Below are 18,890 nucleotides of genomic sequence, written 5' to 3'. Positions count from 1 at the left end.
AGCCCAACCTCGGAGGTGTCACGGTGGCCGAATCGAATGTCTGGATCGCCGGCGGAATGCAGACCGACTTCGCCCGCAACGCCGTTCGCGCGGGCCTGGACTACGGAGGGCTGACCGCGGAGGTGGTCGAGGGGGCCCTGGAGGCCGCCGGCATCCCGGCGGGCGATATCGGCGTCGTCCACGTGGGCAACGCATTCGGCGAGATCTTCGCCGGACAGGGGCATCTCGGTGCGATGCCGGCCGCCGTTACGCCCGAATTGTGGGAGGTGCCGGCGATCCGTCACGAGGCCGCCTGTGCGTCCGGATCGACGGCGATCCTCGCAGCCGTCGCCGATCTCCGTTCCGGCGCTTACGATTCCGCGCTCGTCGTCGGTGTGGAACTCGAGAAGACCGTCGCTGGCGACGACGCGTCCCGGAACCTCGGTGCGGCGGCGTGGGTCGGTCACGAAGGTCAGGACGCGAAGTTCATGTGGCCGTTCATGTTTGCCGCCATCGCCGACGAATACGACCGCCGCTACGGCCTCGACGACAGCCACCTGCATCGGATCGCGGCGATCAACTTCGACAACGCCACCCGTAATCCCTCTGCGCAGACCCGTCATTGGGACATTCCCGACCTTGACGCCGCCGGTGCCGACGATTCGGTCAACCCGATCGTCGAAGGCCGGTTGCGGCGTTACGACTGCAGTCAGATCACCGACGGCGGCGCCGGGCTGGTGCTGGTGAATGATTCCTACCTCCGCCATCATCCCGCCGTCACTCCGGTGGCGCGACTGGCCGGGTGGGGACACCGCACCGTCGGACTGGGCCTCGAGGACAAGTTCGCACGTTCCGCTGACAACCCCTATGTCTTTCCCCACGTGCGCAACACGGTGCTCGACGCATTCCGTCGCGCGCGGGTGGATCTCGACGGTGTCGACGGGCTGGAAACCCACGACTGTTTCACCATCAGTGAGTATTTCGCGATCGATCATCTCGGTCTCACCGGTCCCGGCGAGTCGTGGAAGGCCGTCGACAACGGGGACATCGAACCCGACGGCGCCTTTCCGATCAACCCCAGCGGCGGCCTGATCGGCGGCGGCCATCCGGTCGGCGCGACCGGGGTGCGGATGGTGCTCGACGCGGCGAAACAGGTCAGTGATACCGCCGGCGACTACCAGGTCGACGGCGCCCGCACCTTCGCCACCCTCAATATCGGCGGCAGCACGTCGACCACCGTCAGCTTCGTCGTGTCGGCCGGCGAAAACCGCTGAGCCGCAAGGAAAGGATTCGGCAATGGACATGGAGATCCTCGGTCGGTACCTGTCGACACTGCCTGCCGACGACGACCATCCCTACCGCACCGGCCCGTGGCGACCGCAGACCGCCGAATGGCGCGCCGACGATCTCGAGGTGGTCGCCGGAGAGATCCCCGCCGACCTCGACGGTGTCTATCTCCGCAACACCGAGAATCCGCTGCACCCGTCGATCAAGCACTACCATCCGTTCGACGGTGACGGCATGGTGCATGTCGTCGGATTCCGCGATGGAAAAGCGTTCTACCGCAACCGATTCGTCCGCACCGACGGGCTGGCCGCGGAAACCGAAGAGCAGCAATCACTCTGGGCCGGCATCGCCGAGATGCCCTATCTGGCCAAGCGGGAGGACGGCTGGGGGGCGCGACGGCGGATGAAGGATGCGTCGAGCACCGACGTCATCGTGCATCGCGGGGTCGCGCTCACCAGCTTCTACCAATGCGGCGACCTGTACCGGCTCGACCCGTACAGCGCGATGACACTCGGCAAGGAGTCGTGGCACGGAGCGTTTCCCGCACGGTGGGGTGTCTCGGCGCATCCCAAGGTCGACGACGCCACCGGCGAGATGCTGTTCTTCAACTACGCCAAGGACGCGCCCTACATGCACTACGGCGTGGTGGACGAACACGACGACCTCGTGCACTACGTCGACATCCCGCTGCCCGGACCACGCCTGCCACACGACATGGCGTTCACCGAGAACTACGCCATCCTCAACGACCTACCGCTGTTCTGGGACGCCACCGCACTCGAACAAGGTGCCCACGTCACCCGTTTCCACCGTGACCTGCCGTCGCGGTTCGCGGTGATCCCGCGCCGCGGACACTCCGAGGACATCAGGTGGTTCGAGGCCGACCCGACCTACGTACTGCACTTCGTCAACGCCTTCGAGGATGGCGACGAGGTGGTGCTCGACGGCTTCTTCCAAGGCGAGCCCGAACCCGCCGACAACGGTATCGGCGACAAATGGCAGCGCGCCTTCCGTTTCCTCGCGCTCGATCAGATGCAGGCACGACTGCACCGCTGGCGGTTCAACCTGTGCACCGGGCACGTCAAGGAGGAGCCGCTGTCGGAACGGATCACCGAATTCGGCATGATCAATGCCACTCATGCGGGCCGTGGCTACCGCTACGCCTACGCTGCCACCGGCAAACCCGGCTGGTTCCTGTTCGACGGCCTCGTGCGGCACGACCTGCATACCGGCACCGAAGACCACTTCTCCTTCGGCGACGGCGTCTATGGCAGCGAGACCGCCATGGCGCCACGGGTCGGTAGCACGGGCGAAGACGACGGCTACCTGGTGACGCTCACCACCGACATGAACGACGACGCCTCGTACTGCCTGGTCTTCGATGCGTCGCGCGTCGGTGACGGACCCGTCTGCACCCTGCGGCTGCCCGAGCGGATCTCCAGCGGAACCCACTCGACGTGGGCCGACGGCGCCGAACTGCGGCGCTGGCACACCGCCGATTCGGCGGCCGAGGCGCTGGGGTTGTGACGCTGGGGTTGTGAGGTTCTGGCTGCACCTGCAGTTGCCGGCCGCATCAGGGGGTCCGAGCCGGAGTCGGTCGGTGCGGTCACAACCCGTGTTTCAGAACATGACCGAACGGAAGTGCGTGATCAAGCGCCATCCGTTGTCGCTGGTCGGGTCCTCGGACACGATGTGGAAGGCGATGCCGGGCGGCTGACCGCGGTTGACGATGTCGGTGCCCTCGAACGGCAGATTCAGCGTGGACGCCACACCCGGCGCAACCGCCAGCGGGCGCCCCGCGAACGTCGTCACCGCCGGGGTGTGCGCGTGCCCGCAGACGAAGCCGACGATGTTCGGATAGGCGTCGACGAGCTTCGCGAGACGTTCCTCACCGGTCTGCCGGATGGAGTCCATGAACGGCATCTCGAGGGTGACCGGCGGATGGTGGAAGGCCACCAGCACCGGCGTCGTCGGGCCGGCGGCGGTGATCTGCGCCGAGACCCATTCCAACGTCTCGTCGGTGAGCAGGCCGTCGTTGCGACCGGGCCGGGAGCTGTCACAACTGACCAACAGAATCCCGTTGACGAGCTCGGCGCGGTTGACCGGCTGCGACGACTCGGTACCGGTGAGGGTCGCGTTGAAGCGTTCGCGAACGTCGTGGTTACCGGCCGTGACCAGCATCGGCAGCGGACTGTCCAGGACGAGGTAGGCCTCTCGATACTCCGATGCGCTGCCCTCGTCGGTGATGTCACCGGTGACCAGAAGCGCGTCGATGCCGTCGGCGCGGGCACGGATGTAGCTCAGCGTCGACTCGATCCGGCTGCGGTTGAACCGCGTGCCGTTGAAATGTAGGTCGCTGATGTGGGCGACGACGAACACACGCGCTCCCTCGGTTTCGTGACTCACATGAGGCTAGGGCATATTGCCCGGTTCCTCTTCAGGAGGTGCAGGTCGCGTCGCCGCGATGCCGTTGACAAGTGTCTGAACAGGTGTCAGGGTCGGCGCATGTGGAACCAGCGACGTCCCGATCCGCGTCGTTTCGAGGGTCGAACCGCAATCGTCACCGGCGGCGGGTCGGGCATCGGCGCGGCGCTGACGCGGGCACTCACGAACGCCGGGGCGCACGTGGTGTGTACCGACATCGATGGGACCGCGGCCGAGCGAGTGGCCGGGAGTCTTCCGGCGGGTCGCGGCTCCGTGCGGGCGGCCGTACTCGACGTGACCGATCGGGACGCGGTGATGGCCGTCGTCGACGACGTGGTCGCCGATGCCGGCCGGCTCGACTTCATGTTCAACAACGCCGGCATCGCGCTCGGCGGGAACACCGAGAGGCTCAGTGCCGATCAGTGGGATTCGATCATCGACGTCAACATCCGGGGCGTCGTCCACGGGGTGGCCGCGGCCTACCCGCACATGATCCGCCGGCGGTCGGGACACATCGTCAACACCGCATCGATGGCCGGACTCACCGCCGCCGGACTGCTGACGAGCTATGTGATGACCAAGCACGCCGTCGTGGGGTTGTCGCTCGCGCTTCGGTCCGAGGCGGCCGCGCACGGCGTCGGGGTGCTCGCGCTGTGCCCGGCGGCCGTGGAGACCCCGATGCTCGACGCCGGCGGGGTCGGCGGCTTCACGGGCCGGACGTACTACCTGTCCGGACAAGGTATCCGGACGCCGTACTCGCCGGATCGCCTGGCTGCCGAGGCGCTGGTCGCCATCGATCGGGGCAAGCCGCTGGTGGTGGTGCCGTTGCAGGCGCGGATGGCGTGGCGGTTCTCCCGGCTCGCCCCCGGGCCGATGCAGCGGGCGGCCACCGGATTCGTTGCGCAGCAGAGGGTTCGGCAAGGTCTCTGAGTCGCGAGGGCGTGATCGTCGACCGCTCGACCCCGAGGTGCGAGGCGCCTGTGGGCGCACGTTCCTTTCAGGTGTGAGGCAAGTCAGTAGGCGCCTGCTCCCTGAGGTGTGAGGCGTCAGCCGAGCCCGGTGCCCCGAGGTGTGAGGCGTCAGCCGAGCCCGGTGCCCCGAGGTGTGAGGTCGCCAGCCGAGCCCGATGCCCCGAGGTGTGAGGTGTCAGCCGGGCCGCGAAGGGTCCCTATCCGATGCGAAATACACCCTTGCCCGAGGTGGACGCATGCGATAGACTTCGAACATCAGTTCGAATAGATCGAGAGGGGGCTCGATGACCAGCGATGACACAACCGGTGACGGTGCGTCGGAGATCGTCGGGCTCTACCGGGAGCTCGAGAATGTGATCGCGCGGATCGCCGCTGCCGATGCCACGCCGGCGTCCTACGACGAGGTCGTCGGGGTGGCCGAGACCCACGAACGGCTGGCGCGGCAGATGAGTTTTCTGGGGTTGCGCCGCGTGCTGGATTGTTCGGACCGCAACGTGGTGGGGGAGGAAGGGTATCGGTCGATCACCGATTTCATGGCCGACCGGCTGCGGGTCACCGACGCGGCCAAACGCCGCAAGCTGATGGCCGCGTTGATGGCGTTTCACTCGGTGAGCGGGGACCTTCTCGAGCCGCGCTGCCCGACGCTGGCCGAGGCGTTCGCCGACGGCGCGATCGGACCCGATCATGCGGCGACGGTGATCGCGACGCTCGACAAGATCCCCGCCGCGGTCGATCCCGAGCATCGGGCGGCGGCCGAAGCGACGATGGCCGAGTTCGCCCGCGAGCACACCCCGAAGGAGTTGACCGAACTCGGTGCCCGGTTGCTGGCCCACCTCGATCCCGACGGGACCCTGACCGACGACAAGGACCGGGCGCGGCGTCGCAGCCTGTACCTGTCCCGGCAGGACGCGCAGTTGATGAGCAAGCTCGAGGGGATGCTCGATCCGGTCACCCGCGCGATGCTCGACACGGTGTTGGCAGCCTGGGCGGCGCCGGGGATGAACGACCCGGCCGACGATGCCTCCCCGCGCGGCAGCAAGGACGACGTCGATCCGGCGGTGCTCGCCGAAGCGGCCCGGCGTGATCACCGCACGCAGGGACAACGCAATCATGATGCGCTGCACGCCGTGTTGAAGGCCGTCCTCGACGGTGGGTTGTTGGGCACGAGTCATCGCGGGTTGCCGCCGCACCTGATCGTCACGATCACCGAAACCGCGTTGCGGGAGCGCGCCGGGGTCGGTGTGACCGCCGGTGGGGCGTTGTTGCCGATCGCGGAGGTGATCGCGTTGGCGGCCGACGCGCAGCAGCACTTGGCGGTGTTCGCCGATCACAGCGCCGAGGTGCTGTATCTGGGGCGGGCACAGCGGTTGGCCAATCAGGCTCAGCGGTTTGCGTTGCTGGCCCGTGATGGTGCGGTGTGTACGTGTCCGGGCTGTAGTCAGCCGTTCGCCCACGCCGAGGCCCATCACGCCGAGACGGATTGGGCCGACGGCGGGTTCACCGACGTTGCGGATCTGGCTGCCGCGTGTCCGAAACACAATCGGATGGTCGGCGACCGGCCCGGGCAGTGGTCGACGCGCATCATCACCGAGGGCCCCGATGCGGGACGGCCCGGGTGGTCGCGCAACGGGCGCCGTGGCCCGGGTCGGGTCCGGGTCAACCGCAGCGGGCTGGTCGCCGACACCCTGGCCCAGCGCCTGCGCGCCACCCGAGCCGGGCCTTCACCCCACAGCCGAAGCGGGACAACCGAAACCGCCCCGAGCAACGGCCCACCACCGCGACCCGAAGAACGACGCCGCATTCCGCGACTGGTCGCCTCGGGGTGGGCGGTCAACGTCGTCGAGTTGGGGTGACCCCTTCGACAGGCTCAGGGAGCGAGGGGGGAGGCGCTTCGACAGGCTGAGAGGGCGGGTGACCCTTCGACACGCTCGCTCGTTCCTCGCTCGCTGCTCAGGGAGCGAGGAGAACCTCAGGGAGCGGGGGGCGTCGCGGGTCAGTGCAGGGTGCGGGCGAACAGCTTCTGCAGTTCTTCGTAGTGCTGCTCGGCGGCCTCGTGGTGGTACACCGCGGTGTCGGCCATCGTGTAGCCGTGTGCCGCACCGGGAAAGACCGACATGCTGTGCGAAACCCCGGCGGTGGTCAGGGCACGTTCGAAGGCGGCCACCGCGTCCGGCGGGAGCGAGCGGTCGTTGTCGGCGTGGATGGCGATGAGGTCGGCACTGACCTCCGCGACGCGCAGATGTGGGCTGGCGGAGGTATCGGTGACGAGCCCTCCGGTGTGGAACATGCCCAGGGCGGCAACTTCATTGGGGCGGGTGGCGGCGGCGAGAAGACCCAACCGGCCGCCCATGCAGTACCCGGTCACGCCGATCGGGCCCGGCGAGACCCCGTCGAGGGAATGCAGCGTGTCGATGTAGGCGGACAGATCGGCGGATGCGACGTCATCGGTCAGCTCTTGCATCAGCGGCCGGACCCGGGCGATGACCGCGGCCCGATTGTCGGCATCGGTGAGATCGTCGGTTGGTTCCAGCTCGGCGGCGGTGCCCCCTCGGTAGAACACGTTGGGCGCCAACACCACATACCCCCACGACGCGATGCGGTCAGCCATCGCCTTGGTCTGCGGGCGTAGGCCGATGGCGTCGATGATGAACAGCACCCCGGGCAGCCGGCCGGACACGTCGTCGGGCCGGGTGACATATGCGTCGGCGGTGCCGCCCGGCGCGTCGAAGGTGATCATCTCGCTGGTCATTGGGTGTCTTCCTCTCACATCATCGGGATCGGGGCCGGCGGTCACAGATCGCCGGGTAGCTTGTCGCGGCGGATACCACGCCAACTCGGGTGACGCAGGTGGCCGGTGGTCGTCCAGTCCATGAAGCGGACCTCGCCGACGATCTTGGGCAGCACCCAGACGGCGCTCGACGCCACCGGCCGGTCGAGTTTGTCGACGAACGGGCAGGTGCGGATCTCCAGGGGCTTCAGTTCGTCTGCCAGCGAACGCAATTGGGCGTCGGTGAAGCCGGTGCCGACACGGCCCACATACCGCAGGCCGGTCTCCTCCGGGAGCCCGAGCAGTAGGGAACCGATGGTGTTCGAGCGATTGCCGCGGCCCGGTCGATACCCGCCGACCACCACCTCGATGTCGCTCCAGTTCTTGTGTTTGAGCCAGGTATTGGTGCGTCGGCCCTGCTGATATGTCGACGAACGCCGTTTGGCCACAACGCCTTCGTAGTTCCGCTCACGGCTCACCTCGAGGGCGGTGCGGCCCGGTCCCGGCAGCAGCGGCGGCACCTCGGCGTAGGCCGAACCGCGAAACGCCGGTGCGAGCTCCTCCAAGAACTCCCGGCGTTGCGACCACGGTTTCCGCAGCAGTGACGTGCCGTTGAGGTACAGGATGTCGAACAGATAGAGCTTGAGCTGATACTCCTCCTCGGTGGCGTTGCGCGCCGAGAGCAGCGTGAAGTTGGCGCGTCCGGTGGAGTCGAGCGCGACGACCTCACCGTCGAGGACCACGTCGATGAGTCCGAGATCGTCGGCGACCGAGCGGAGTTCGGGAAAGTCGGCGGTCATGTCGATGCCGGAACGTGACGTGAGGCGGAAGTCGCCGTCGATGTAGCGCAACAGGATTCGATATCCGTCCCATTTGCCCTCGAACGCCCAGTCGCGGCCGTCGAGATTCTCGATGTTGTCGTCGGTCGCGAGCATCGGGCGCGGATCCCGCAGACTGTCCGGCAAGATGGGGCGCGGCTCGTCCGACATGAGGTGCGCCAGCCAGTTCTTGTCCCCGGTTTTGATGAGCGCGTATCGGCCTTGGATTCGATTGCCGTGCAACCGGACGATGACCTCGTTGTCACGCCACTTCTCTGTCTCGTAGGTGCCGTGGTCCCAGATCTCCACGTGCCCGCCACCGTATTCGCCCCTCGGGATGTCGCCGGAGAAATCGGCGTAGTCCATCGGGTGGTCCTCGGTGTGTACGGCCAGTCGATTCTGGTCGGAGTCGGTCGGCAGATTCTTCGGTACCGCCCACGACACCAGCACGCCGTCGCGTTCGAGACGGAAGTCGTAGTGCAGACGTCGGGCGTGGTGCTCCTGGATCACGAAGATCGGATCGGTCGAAGTCTCTGTGGTCGAAGACTTTTCCCGATGAACCTCGTCGCCGAACGGCTCCGGGGTCTTGGCCGCGTCGCGTTTGGCGCGATACTCGCCGAGGCTCACCACGGGAGTCGGCGCCGGCGGGATCGTCGTTGTCGACTGTGGCCCATCCAAACCCGACAGCAGATCGCCGTCGGCGGCCACCCGGTCCAGAACGTCGGAGAAGAGCAGCTGGGTGATGTCGGGGTCGGCCAGTTCGTCCCACGATCGGGGTGCCGCGACCCACGGCTGGTCGCGTCCGCGCATCGAATACGGCGCGAGGGTCGTCTTGGAGCCGCTGTTCTGGCTCCAGTCGATGAACACCCGACGATCACGAACCGTCTTCGACATGGATGCGGTGATGTCGTCGGGATGTTCGGCGGCGAGACTGGTCGCGATCTGCTTGGCGACGGTGCGGGCGGCGTCCGGCGATACGGACCGGTCGAACCGGGCGTAGACGTGGAGCCCTTTGCCGCCGCTGGTGACGGGATAGGAGTCCAGCCCCGCCGCGGCGAGCATGTCGCGGATCATCGTCGCGACAGCCGCGCACTGCGAGAGCGGGACGTCGGGTCCGGGATCGAGGTCGAGGACCAGGCGGTCGGCCTTCGGTGCGCCACCATCGGTGGGGACCCGCCACTGCGGGGTGTGCAACTCGAGCGCCGCCATCTGCGCGAACCACACCAGGTCCGCGGTCGAGGTCGCCAGTGGGAAGGTGATCACCCGCTTGCTGTGCGGTTCGTCGTAGCGGTGCAACCAGTCCGGCGCAGATTCGGGCAGCGCCTTCTCGAAGAACGGCATCGAGTCGACACCGTTGGGCCATCGTTTGCGGGTGATCGGACGGCCCGCCAGATGCGGCAGCATCACGTCGGAGATGCGGGTGTAGTAGTCGATGACCTCGAACTTGCGGGTTCCGGTTGCCGGGTAGAGCACCTTGCCGAGGTTGGTCACCGAGATGCGGTGGCCATCGACCTCGAGACTGTCTCCACCACCCTTACCGACCATTGCCCCCACTGTATGCCGATTGATTCCCCGCGGGATGGCACAATGGCCCCATGCGCTCGATCTGGAAGGGCGATCTGAGCTTTGGCCTGGTGAATGTTCCGGTCAAGGTGTACTCCGCCACGGAAAGCCACGACCGCAAGTCGTTTCAGGTCGACTCGAAGGACGGCACCCGAATCCGGTACCGGCGTGTGCGTGAGGGCACCGACACCGAGGTCGACTACGCCGACATCGCCAATGCGTACGAAACCGATTCGGGCGACACGGTGATCCTCACCAAGGACGATCTCGCATCGTTGCCGGTGCAGAAGAGCCCCGAGATCTCGATCCTCGAGTTCGTGCCCACCGAGCAGGTCGACCCGATCTACTTCGACAAGCCCTACTATCTGGAACCCGCGTCGAAGTCGCCGAAGGCGTACGCGCTCCTTGCACAGGCCCTGCAGAAGACCGACCGACTCGCCATCGCCGAGTTCACGTTGCGCAATCGGACTCGGCTGGCGGCGTTGCGCGTCGTCGACGGGGTGATGACCCTGCAGACCCTGTTGTGGCCCGACGAGGTGCGCAAGCCCGATTTCGGCTTCCTCGACGACGAACCCGAGATCCGGCCGCAGGAACTGGACATGGCGGCGTCGCTGATCGAGACGATGGCGTCGGACTTCGACCCGTCGGAGTTCTCCGACACCTATCAATCCGAGCTGAGCAAGCTTGTCGAGGCCAAAGCCGATGGGTCGGAAGCCTTTCCGGAGGCGGAATCCGAGGAGTCCGGTGATGACGACTCGGAGGTCGCGGATCTGCTTGCCGCACTGCGTGCTTCGGTGAAGGATCGCGGGTCGTCGTCGGATTCTGACGCGGAGGAGAAGAAGGAGCCGGCGGAGGAGAAGCAGCCGGCCAAGAAGGCGGCCGCGAAGAAGGCGCCTGCCAAGAAATCCGCGGCCAAGAAGGCTCCCGCCAAGAAGGCGGCGGCGAAGAAGTCGGCCTGAGTGCCACCGCGACTCGAGGAGCCACGCGGGTCGGCGGTTGAGATGACGCCGAGCAGAAAATCGGTGGCCTGCCGTGCCCGGCGTCGGGCATCCTTTTCGGGTGAGCACAACGGTCGACACCCGCCTGCCCGCGGCGCTGAAACCGTTCGCGCTGCGGCAATATCGGCTGCTCATCATCGGACTGGCGCTGGCCATGTTCGCCGACGGTGTGTGGACCGTCGGAGTGGTGTGGCAGGTGATCGAGCTCGGTGGCGGTCCGGCGCAGGTCGCCCTGGTGACCGGGGCGTCGGCCGTCGGCATGGTGGCATCGACTCTCGCGGGCGGCGTGCTGGCCGACCGGATATCGCAGCGGCACATCATGATTGCCCTGGAACTCACGAAGCTGGTCGCGTTCGGCCTGGTCGGTGCTGCCGCTGTCCTCGGCGTGCTCGGTAACGTCGGGCTCGTCGTCGCAGCCGTCTTGGGTGGTGTCACGATCGGCATGTACTACCCGGCCTATTCGGCGCTGCTCCCCACGATCGTGGAGGCGGCACAACTGCAGGCGGCGAACGGCGTCGAAGGCTTTCTGCGCCCGGTGGTCATGCAGGCGATCGGGCCGATGGTGGCCGGTGGGGTCATCTCGATCGCGGCCCCGGGCCCGGCGATCGCGCTCGCCGGACTCGCCAGCGCGGTGTCGGCGCTCGCCTACACTCGGATGGCCCCGGTCGACGTTCGCCGGACGGAAAATCGGATCGCGGCCGGACCCATCCGGTCGGTCGTCACCGACATCACCGAGGGCCTGGGCTACCTGTGGCGAACGCCGTGGCTGTGGGCGACCCTGTTCTTCGCGTGCATCCTCGTGCTGGCGGCGATGGGGCCGATCGAGGTGCTGGTGCCGTTCGTGTTGCGTGAACGGGTGAACGGGGGCGCGGGTGACCACTCGCTGGTGCTCGCGGCGTTCGGGGCAGGTGCGGCCGGCGCGTCACTGGTGTTCGCCGCGATCCCGATGCCTCGGCGCTACATCTCGGTGATGTTCGGCATGTTCGGACTCTCCAGTCTTCCGCTGGTGATCATGGGGGTCGCGCAACACACGTGGGTCTTCGTCGTGGCCGGCTTGCTGTCGGGGATTCTGTTCGACGGCCCGATGGTGCTGTGGGGCACGATGTTGCAGCGGCGGGTGCCGGCCCAGCTGCTGGGTCGGGTGGCGAGCCTCGACTTCTTCGTGTCGGTGGCGCTGATGCCGGTGTCGATGGCCATCGCCGCGCCGGTGAGCCATTGGATCGGATTGACCGCGACGTTCGTGCTCGCCGGGCTGGTGCCCGTGCCGTTCGCCGTCGCTTTCTACCTGGCGGCACGGCTCTGGCGCGACGAGATCGAGAACCCGTTGGCCGACGGCCCGAATGCGGTCCGGGCGGAACCTGTCCCGGCCGTGCCGCTGGGTGTGGATGGCTAAAAGGGTTGCCTAACTTGACTTTTGGATCGTCGCTATCGCCGGTCAGGCAAGCCTGTGCTTGCTGGCGAGGGCGATGGGGGAGTCATAGAGTCGAGTCGGGCGCCCGTGCCCGGCGCTGAGAAACTTCGAGCAAGGAGTACATCGATGGCCACTCTGGAAATGCCGCACGTGAGCGAATGTACGGTGAGCAGTTGCTCGTACAACCACGACGGATGCCATGCGTTCGCGATCAGTGTCGGCGGCCACAACGGCACCGCCGACTGCTCGACCTTCATACCGCTGACCACACGCGGAGGTCTCGACGTCGTCGACCCGCAGGTCGGTGCGTGCCAGCGCGCGGATTGCGTGCACAACGAGAATCTCGAGTGCACCGCCACCGCCGTCCGCATCGGCGCCGGCGAGAGCTCCGACACCGCCAACTGCCTCACGTACAGCACGCGTTAGACCTCTCTGCAGCCCAGAGAACACCGCCGCCCGTTGCTCAGGCAACGGGCGGCGGTGTCGTGTTCTCACGCTCGGCCGGACTACCGCCGCGGCTTCACGAGATGTCGTGTCGCGGCGGCCAGCGTCAACTCGGTGAGCGCGTCGAGAATCGGTGAACTGAGCTTCCAGTACTGCCAGTACAGCGGGACATCGACGTGATGGTCGACGATTCGCACCACCCGCCCGGAGGTCAGCGACTCAGCGATCTGTACCTCGGGTACCGCGCCCCAGCCGATGCCGAGTTCCACCGCCCGGTAGAACTCGGTGGAGGCGGGGATGTAGGTGATGGGTGGTGAAACCGGCTGTGCGGCAAGCGTGGTCAGCACATCGCGTTGGATGTAGTCGTTGCGGTCGAACAGCACCATGGGCGCGCGACTCAGGGCCTCGGTGGTCGGGCCGTCGGGTAGCCAGCGATCCGCGAACTCCGGTGTGGCGACGGGCAGATAGCGCATCGACCCCAGCGTCTGCACGGTGCAGCCACGGATGCTCAGCGGATCGGAGGTGATCGCGCCCAGCACTTCTCCCGATCGGAGGAACTGTGCGTTCTGGCTCTCGTCGTCGCGCAGCACCTCGATCGCGACGGGATGGGCATGGTGCATCTGCGCGATCACCGGCAGAAACCAGGTCGCGAGCGAGTCGGCGTTGGCGGCGATCGGGAGATGGATCCGGGATTCGTTCCGGGATTCGTCGTCGCCGTGGCCGCCGCCGAGGAGCTCGGTCCGGGCTTCGTCGAGAAGCAGGTCCCACTGCTTGGCCATGCGCACCAGGACTTCCCCGTCGGGTGTGGCGGTCACGGGTTTGGTCCGGCGCAGCACCACTCGTCCGACGGAGGACTCGAGCGCCTTGATCCGCTGGCTCACCGCCGACGGCGTGATGTGCAGCGCGGCCGCGGCGGCGTCGAAGGTGCCCTCCCGCAGCACCGCGGTCAGTGTCTGCAGGCCTTCCTGGCTGATGTCCACCTCATGATCTTAAGTTCTGTTGATGATTCGTGAAAAACATTCGCTGGACTGTCGGAGTTCGGGTTTCTACCGTCGATGACATGAGCACGTACCTCCTTGCCGCCGTCGCCGGACTCCTGACCGGCGCCGGCCTCATCGTCGCGATCGGACCGCAGAACATCTACGTTCTTCGACAGGGCGTGGCGCGACTCCATGTCGCGCCGATCGTCGCGGTGTGTGCGATCTCGGATGTGGTGCTCATCGTCGCCGGCGTCGCCGGCCTGGGCGCGCTGGTGTCCGCACATCCCGCCGCCGTGACCGCGGCGAAGGTGCTGGGCGGCGTATACGTGATGGCGCTGGGTGTGCTGGCCGCGCGCCGCTGCCTGCGCAGCAACGAGGCCATCCTGGTGAACTCGGGGGAGCCGGGAACCGTCACCCGTTGGGCCGCAGTGGGTGCTGCGCTCGCGCTGACCTGGCTCAACCCGCACGTCTATCTCGACACCGTGCTCACCATGGGTGCGATCGCCAACAGTCACGGAAATGCCAAGTGGGCCTTCGCCGTTGGCGCCTGTATCGCGAGCATCATCTGGTTCACCGCGCTGGGTCGTGGCGCCGGAAGGCTCGCACCGTTCTTCAGCACGCCCCGCGCCTGGAAGATGCTCGACGGCGTGGTCGCGGTGGTCATGCTCGCGATGGGTGCCGGGCTGGTGCTGTCGGTGTGACGGAGCCGGGTGCCCGGTCGGCGGCCGGGTGGCCGGTCGGCGAGCCGGGTGGCCGGGTGGCCGGTCGGCGGGCCCGCGTGCCCGGTCGGCGGGCCCGCGTGCCCGGTCGGCTCAGACGCCGGCCGGATCCGGGGTCGGCTCAGACGTTGGCGGGTTCCGCACCCTTGAACAGCGCGGGATCGACCTGCGAGTCGATGGGGATCTCCCGGATCGCCGTGCCCTCGATGTCGACGTTCGGCAGGATGCGGTCGAGCCAGCGCGGCAGCTTCCACGCGACGTCGCCGAACATGGTGATGATCGCGGGGATCACCGCCATGCGGATGATGAACGCGTCGAAGAACACCGCGGCGGCCATCGCGAAGCCCATCATCTTGGCGGTCGAATCCGGCGCGAGCATGAACGCGGCGAACACCGAGATCATGATCAGCGCCGCCGACGCCACCACGCGGGCCCCGTGTTGGTAGCCGATGATCACCGAGTCCTTGGCCGTCTCGTCGTGCACATACTCCTCGCGCATTCGGCTGGTGAGGAACACCTGGTAGTCCATCGCAAGACCGAAGACCACGCCGACCAGGAAGATCGGCAGGAACGCGATGATCGGTTGCGGATGCGCGGCCAGACCGAGGTGGCCCTCCTGGAAGATCCACACGGTGGCACCGAACGTCGCGCACACCGAGAACACGAATCCGATGGTGGCGATGGCGGGCACCAGCAGGGACCGGAACACGATCGCGAGGATGATGAACGCCAGACCCACCACCACGACGAGGAACGGGATCAGCGCCGACGACAGCTTCGCCGAGATGTCCGACATGATCGCCGTCTGGCCCCCGACGTTGACGGTGGCACCGCCCGGTGAGGTCGCGGCGTAATCCCGGATCTGGTTCATCAGCTCATGCGTTTGAGGGCCGCTCGGGGACTGCTCCGGGGTCACGGCGACCAGCGCCGCCGTGGCGCCCGCCTGCCGGTCCCGCGGATCGGAGCCGTTCCCGATCCACATGATGGTCGCCGGGTTGGCGACGTTGTCGAGGGTCTTCACATGCGCGACGACGTCGTTCGCGGCCGCGGCGACATTCCCGCCTTCGGCGTTGCTGACCACCACCAGCAGTTCACCGTTGACGCCTTCACCGAAACCGCGTTTGAGCAGTTGGGTGGCGGCGTACTCGCTGTCCGTGGTCGACGGCATGCCGAGATCCATCTTGGTCATCGGCAGCGCGGCGATCACCAGCACGAACAGCCCCACGAGGGCGACCGGCAGCGGATAGCGGGTCAGGAATCGGGCGAAGCGCAGGCCGTTCGACGGCTGCGAATCGGGCTCGTCGCCGTGCCGGATGCCGGGAATGCGCGGCTTGAACGCGAACCGGCCGAACGCGCCGAGCAGCGCGGGGATCAGGGTGATGGCACCGAGCACGGCGATCACCACCGCCAGCGCGGCCGCGATACCCATCTGGGTGATGAACGGGATGCCGACGACGGCCAGCGCGGCGACCGCGATGACGACGGTCAGACCGGCGAAACACACCGCCGTGCCGGCGGTGCCCACGGCACGTCCGACGGCGGCCTCGCGGCTTCCGCCCAGGTTCAGTTCGGAGCGGTAGCGGGACACGATGAACAGCGCATAGTCGATGGAGACGGCGATGCCGAGCATCGTGATGATGGTCGTCGCGCTCTGCTGAACGTCGATGATCTTGGCGCTCAGGGTGACCAGCAGCATCGTGATGCCGACGCCGAGGATTCCGGTGACGATCGGGATGAACGCGGCGATCAGCGCGCCGAACGCCACGATCATCACGATGAAGGCGATCGCGAAGCCGAGGAGTTCGGCGACGCCACCGGCCTGGAACACCTGCATCAACGCGCCCGTGCCCTCGACCTGAAGCCCGTTGCCACGGAACTCGGCGAGCATGGCCTCGAACTGCTTCATGTCCGCGTCCTTGAGATCCTGACGCGGAATGTCCTGCTGGACCTGGATGAGACCGACCTTGCCGTCATCGCCGAGGACACGAGCCGCCACGGCAGGATTGGCCTGCGCCGCGGTCACCGGGTTCACGATGCTCTGTGGCGCGACGACCTTCGGGAGCGTCCGGGCCTTCTCGACGAGCGCGTCGATCTGCTGGGTGTGGTTGGCCAGGCCGTCGTCGGCGGCCACCAGGATCGTCGTCGATGATTTGAGGAGTTGATCGTTCTGCGCCGGGAAGTCCGTCTTCATCACGGCCATCGCGCGGTCGGAGTCGGTGCCCGGCAGCGCGAAATCGGTGGCGAACTTCGGTGCCAGCGCGCTGACGAGGACGCCGAGTGCAACCAGCACGGTCAGCCAGGCGCCGATGAACCACCACTTGTGTCGGAACGTGAAACGCCCGAGTCGATACAGCGACAACGCCACGACGAACCTCCTGCAGATGTTTCTGCCAGCGTACTTGTGGGTCGTCGGCCGGGAGTGTCGGGAGCGGGACGCCGGCGCCGACCGGTCGACACGTCCGTCGTGCGCACGGCGTCGCGCTGTGCTCGGTGCCTGATCCGGCGGGGCGCCCCTGCCGCCGGTCGAATGAGCGACCGAGTCCGTGCCCTTCGACGAGTTCGTTCCTCGCTTGGTCGGGAACCGCCCGTGCATCGAGATCATTTGTCGTGGAAGTGATCTCGGACCCGGTGCGCCAAGGCTCCGGCGCCGCCGGGCTTACGCGACCCGGCGGACGCCCTCGTCGCTACGTTGCTCGCTCACTCGATCGGCCGCGGTGCGACCCGTCGGATCAGTGAGGGCGTGCGACGACCTCATCGAGATCGATCGGCGACGAGGGCTGCCGCGGACGGGCCCGTTGCGCGTGACGACCACCACAACGGGTGTCGCCGGCCTCAATTCCTCACACCAGCGGACGCTTGGTCCGCAGCCGCCAGCGGACGTCGAGGAGCAGCAGGTTGAACGGGAACTCGCGCAACGGCTTTGGCAGTCGGTTGAGGATGGCTCGAGCAATCCGGTTGTGGGTGTCGAAGACCACGCGCTGCCACGGCCGGAAGCGCAGGCCCATCTTGTCGCGGAAGTTCTCCGGCAGGAAGCCGATGGTCAGCAGCTCGAACCACCACCCGAAGATGATGCCGAACCAGCGCGGCATGAACTCGCCGCGCACGATGCTCATCAGGTGTTCACGGATCACCGGATCGATGTCGAGGCCGGCGACGGTCTCGTCCCAGTACCGGTCGAAGTCGGCGCGGGTCGCCGGCCAGAGATCCCGCGGCACCTGCAGCGTGGTGCCCAACACCGCGGCGTTCTGGTAGGCCTCCTCGGTGATCGACGCGGGATCCCCGTAGATGCGCTGCATGTCCTCCCACCCCTTGTACAGGCACGCGGCGACCCACAGCTGCAGCGCGGGATCGAAGGCGTTGTAGGCCACCGGACTGTCGGCCGTGGAACGCACCCGTGCATGCGCCTTGCCGACGGCATGGCGATAGGCCTTGCGGTCCGACGGGCTGCCGATGATCGCCACCGCGAGGTAGCTCAGCGTCGTCCGGGTCCGCTTGATCGGATGCTTGAAGAGGTTGCCGCTGTCCACGGTGCTCTCGTAGACGCCGTAGCCGACGGCCGGCAGCGCGAGCTGCATGATGACGTTGGCCGGACCGCCGAGGACCGAGATGCCCTTCATCTCCAGTTGCCGGGTGGGCAGGGCATCGAGTTCGCCGCGAGTCATCCGGGTGCTCGGCGGCAGGTACTCGGTGTCCGGTGCCTCGAGTTCGTACGGCAAAACGGCATCGTCGATGATCGGTTCGGCGGTCATGGGTCCCCCAACGGCTGTGACATATCTGACAACATCTGTATTCGATTACATTGAACGATGTCACGATAGGGATGTCAAGAAACCGATGCCAAGATGGACACGTGGCACGTGAAACGGAGCAGGTGGTCGGCACTTCCGAGGGTGGCGAGACGCTGCGCGCCTACGGCGGCGAGGACGGCGACAGCAGGGTGGCCCGCCGTCGGGCCACGCTGATCGACGCGGCGCTCGAGTTGCTCGGTGCGTCGGACGGTGGTTCCATCACGGTCCGCGGCGTGTGCCGGGAGGCGGGACTGACCACGCGGTACTTCTACGAGAGCTTCGGCTCCATCGAAGAACTGGTGAGCGCGACGTTCGACGAGGTCATCGAGGAGATCTCCGCGACCGGCCTAGAGGGCTTCGCGAGCGGCACGGACATGATGGGCATGGTCACCGGGGCGGTCGGGGCCATCATCGACGTCGTCGCCTCCGACCGGCGCAAGGGCCGGTTGCTGTTCTCGCCGTCGCTGCAGAGTCCGACGATCGCCGCCAAGCGCATGGAGTCGACGGATCTCTTCGCCGGGCTGACGTTGCAGTCGGCCTCCGGCATCCTCGATGTCCCGATCAGCCCGCAGGAAGCGTTCGCGGCAGCAAACTTCCAGGTCGGCGGGTTTGCCAGGGTGATCGCCGCCTGGCTCGACGGCCACCTCGATCTGGACCGCGACGGGCTCGTGGAGATCTGCGTGAGACTGATGACGGCGCTCGCCGACGGTGTGGGTCACCCGGGGTCGCCGCCGCAGTGAG

At 67.1% G+C, this 18,890-nt stretch carries 15 protein-coding genes; 9 read left to right on the top strand and 6 right to left on the bottom strand.

Annotation, left to right across the window (positions count from 1 at the left end; genetic code table 11):
* Positions 1–23 precede the first annotated feature (23 nt).
* Together ACWDTI_RS01995 and ACWDTI_RS01990 are read left to right on the top strand one after the other, a co-directional pair.
* On the top strand, positions 24–1,253 hold the full coding sequence (locus ACWDTI_RS01995; protein WP_449736349.1) for an acetyl-CoA acetyltransferase: 1,230 nt from the start codon (positions 24–26) through the stop codon (positions 1,251–1,253).
* A 22-nt stretch (positions 1,254–1,275) separates the two neighbouring features.
* Positions 1,276–2,793 (top strand): carotenoid oxygenase family protein, encoded by a 1,518-nt coding sequence (locus ACWDTI_RS01990; RefSeq protein ID WP_449736348.1) that lies wholly within the window; start codon positions 1,276–1,278, stop codon positions 2,791–2,793.
* 93 nt (positions 2,794–2,886) lie between these two features.
* Here the strand turns inward: ACWDTI_RS01990 and ACWDTI_RS01985 are convergent, their stop codons facing one another.
* Positions 2,887–3,645: a metallophosphoesterase gene (locus ACWDTI_RS01985; protein ID WP_449736347.1), complete on the bottom strand. Its 759-nt coding sequence runs from the start codon at positions 3,643–3,645 to the stop codon at positions 2,887–2,889.
* 126 nt (positions 3,646–3,771) lie between these two features.
* On the opposite strand from ACWDTI_RS01985, the gene ACWDTI_RS01980 reads away from it, so the two are divergent.
* Positions 3,772–4,620: an SDR family NAD(P)-dependent oxidoreductase gene (locus ACWDTI_RS01980; RefSeq protein ID WP_449736346.1), complete on the top strand. Its 849-nt coding sequence runs from the start codon at positions 3,772–3,774 to the stop codon at positions 4,618–4,620.
* A 325-nt stretch (positions 4,621–4,945) separates the two neighbouring features.
* Positions 4,946–6,514 (top strand): DUF222 domain-containing protein, encoded by a 1,569-nt coding sequence (locus ACWDTI_RS01975; protein ID WP_449736345.1) that lies wholly within the window; start codon positions 4,946–4,948, stop codon positions 6,512–6,514.
* A 140-nt stretch (positions 6,515–6,654) separates the two neighbouring features.
* Here ACWDTI_RS01975 and ACWDTI_RS01970 read toward each other — a convergent pair whose 3' ends face one another.
* Both ACWDTI_RS01970 and ACWDTI_RS01965 read right to left on the bottom strand, forming a co-directional pair.
* A complete protein-coding gene (locus ACWDTI_RS01970) occupies positions 6,655–7,410 on the bottom strand; it encodes a dienelactone hydrolase family protein (RefSeq protein ID WP_449736344.1) in 756 nt (251 codons plus the stop codon).
* Positions 7,411–7,451: 41 nt separating this feature from the next.
* Positions 7,452–9,791, bottom strand: coding sequence for an ATP-dependent DNA ligase (locus ACWDTI_RS01965; protein WP_449736343.1), 2,340 nt, complete (start codon positions 9,789–9,791; stop codon positions 7,452–7,454).
* A gap of 50 nt (positions 9,792–9,841) precedes the next feature.
* Here ACWDTI_RS01965 and ku point away from each other — a divergent pair, with 50 nt between their 5' ends.
* From ku to ACWDTI_RS01950, 3 genes are all read left to right on the top strand, one after another.
* On the top strand, positions 9,842–10,768 hold the full coding sequence (ku, locus tag ACWDTI_RS01960; RefSeq protein ID WP_449736342.1) for a non-homologous end joining protein Ku: 927 nt from the start codon (positions 9,842–9,844) through the stop codon (positions 10,766–10,768).
* A 100-nt stretch (positions 10,769–10,868) separates the two neighbouring features.
* A complete protein-coding gene (locus ACWDTI_RS01955; protein ID WP_449736341.1) occupies positions 10,869–12,200 on the top strand; it encodes an MFS transporter in 1,332 nt (443 codons plus the stop codon).
* Between the two features lie 144 nt (positions 12,201–12,344).
* Positions 12,345–12,644: a DUF1540 domain-containing protein gene (locus ACWDTI_RS01950; RefSeq protein WP_449736340.1), complete on the top strand. Its 300-nt coding sequence runs from the start codon at positions 12,345–12,347 to the stop codon at positions 12,642–12,644.
* A gap of 80 nt (positions 12,645–12,724) precedes the next feature.
* Here the strand turns inward: ACWDTI_RS01950 and ACWDTI_RS01945 are convergent, their stop codons facing one another.
* Positions 12,725–13,642, bottom strand: coding sequence for a LysR family transcriptional regulator ArgP (locus ACWDTI_RS01945; RefSeq protein ID WP_449736339.1), 918 nt, complete (start codon positions 13,640–13,642; stop codon positions 12,725–12,727).
* Positions 13,643–13,722: 80 nt separating this feature from the next.
* Here ACWDTI_RS01945 and ACWDTI_RS01940 point away from each other — a divergent pair, with 80 nt between their 5' ends.
* Complete coding sequence (locus ACWDTI_RS01940; RefSeq protein WP_449736338.1) at positions 13,723–14,343, top strand: LysE/ArgO family amino acid transporter; 621 nt, start codon at positions 13,723–13,725, stop codon at positions 14,341–14,343.
* Positions 14,344–14,482: 139 nt separating this feature from the next.
* Here the strand turns inward: ACWDTI_RS01940 and ACWDTI_RS01935 are convergent, their stop codons facing one another.
* A complete protein-coding gene (locus tag ACWDTI_RS01935; protein WP_449736337.1) occupies positions 14,483–16,726 on the bottom strand; it encodes an MMPL family transporter in 2,244 nt (747 codons plus the stop codon).
* 475 nt (positions 16,727–17,201) lie between these two features.
* Positions 17,202–18,110, bottom strand: a complete 909-nt coding sequence (locus ACWDTI_RS01930; protein WP_449736336.1) for an oxygenase MpaB family protein — start codon at positions 18,108–18,110, stop codon at positions 17,202–17,204.
* Between the two features lie 101 nt (positions 18,111–18,211).
* On the opposite strand from ACWDTI_RS01930, the gene ACWDTI_RS01925 reads away from it, so the two are divergent.
* Positions 18,212–18,889 (top strand): TetR/AcrR family transcriptional regulator, encoded by a 678-nt coding sequence (locus tag ACWDTI_RS01925; protein WP_449736335.1) that lies wholly within the window; start codon positions 18,212–18,214, stop codon positions 18,887–18,889.
* Position 18,890 lies beyond the last annotated feature (1 nt).

This window comes from Gordonia sp. NPDC003424 (genome assembly GCF_053588655.1).
This window is presented reverse-complemented; position numbering and strand designations above follow the sequence as displayed.

Coding starts and splice junctions, on each gene's coding strand:
- ACWDTI_RS01990 (WP_449736348.1), top strand. CDS start 1,276: ATGGACATGGAGATCCTCGGTCGGTACCTGTCGACACTGCCTGCCGAC.
- ACWDTI_RS01980 (WP_449736346.1), top strand. CDS start 3,772: ATGTGGAACCAGCGACGTCCCGATCCGCGTCGTTTCGAGGGTCGAACC.
- ACWDTI_RS01975 (WP_449736345.1), top strand. CDS start 4,946: ATGACCAGCGATGACACAACCGGTGACGGTGCGTCGGAGATCGTCGGG.
- ACWDTI_RS01970 (WP_449736344.1), bottom strand. CDS start 7,410: ATGACCAGCGAGATGATCACCTTCGACGCGCCGGGCGGCACCGCCGAC.
- ACWDTI_RS01965 (WP_449736343.1), bottom strand. CDS start 9,791: ATGGTCGGTAAGGGTGGTGGAGACAGTCTCGAGGTCGATGGCCACCGC.
- ku (WP_449736342.1), top strand. CDS start 9,842: ATGCGCTCGATCTGGAAGGGCGATCTGAGCTTTGGCCTGGTGAATGTT.
- ACWDTI_RS01950 (WP_449736340.1), top strand. CDS start 12,345: ATGGCCACTCTGGAAATGCCGCACGTGAGCGAATGTACGGTGAGCAGT.
- ACWDTI_RS01940 (WP_449736338.1), top strand. CDS start 13,723: ATGAGCACGTACCTCCTTGCCGCCGTCGCCGGACTCCTGACCGGCGCC.
- ACWDTI_RS01930 (WP_449736336.1), bottom strand. CDS start 18,110: ATGACCGCCGAACCGATCATCGACGATGCCGTTTTGCCGTACGAACTC.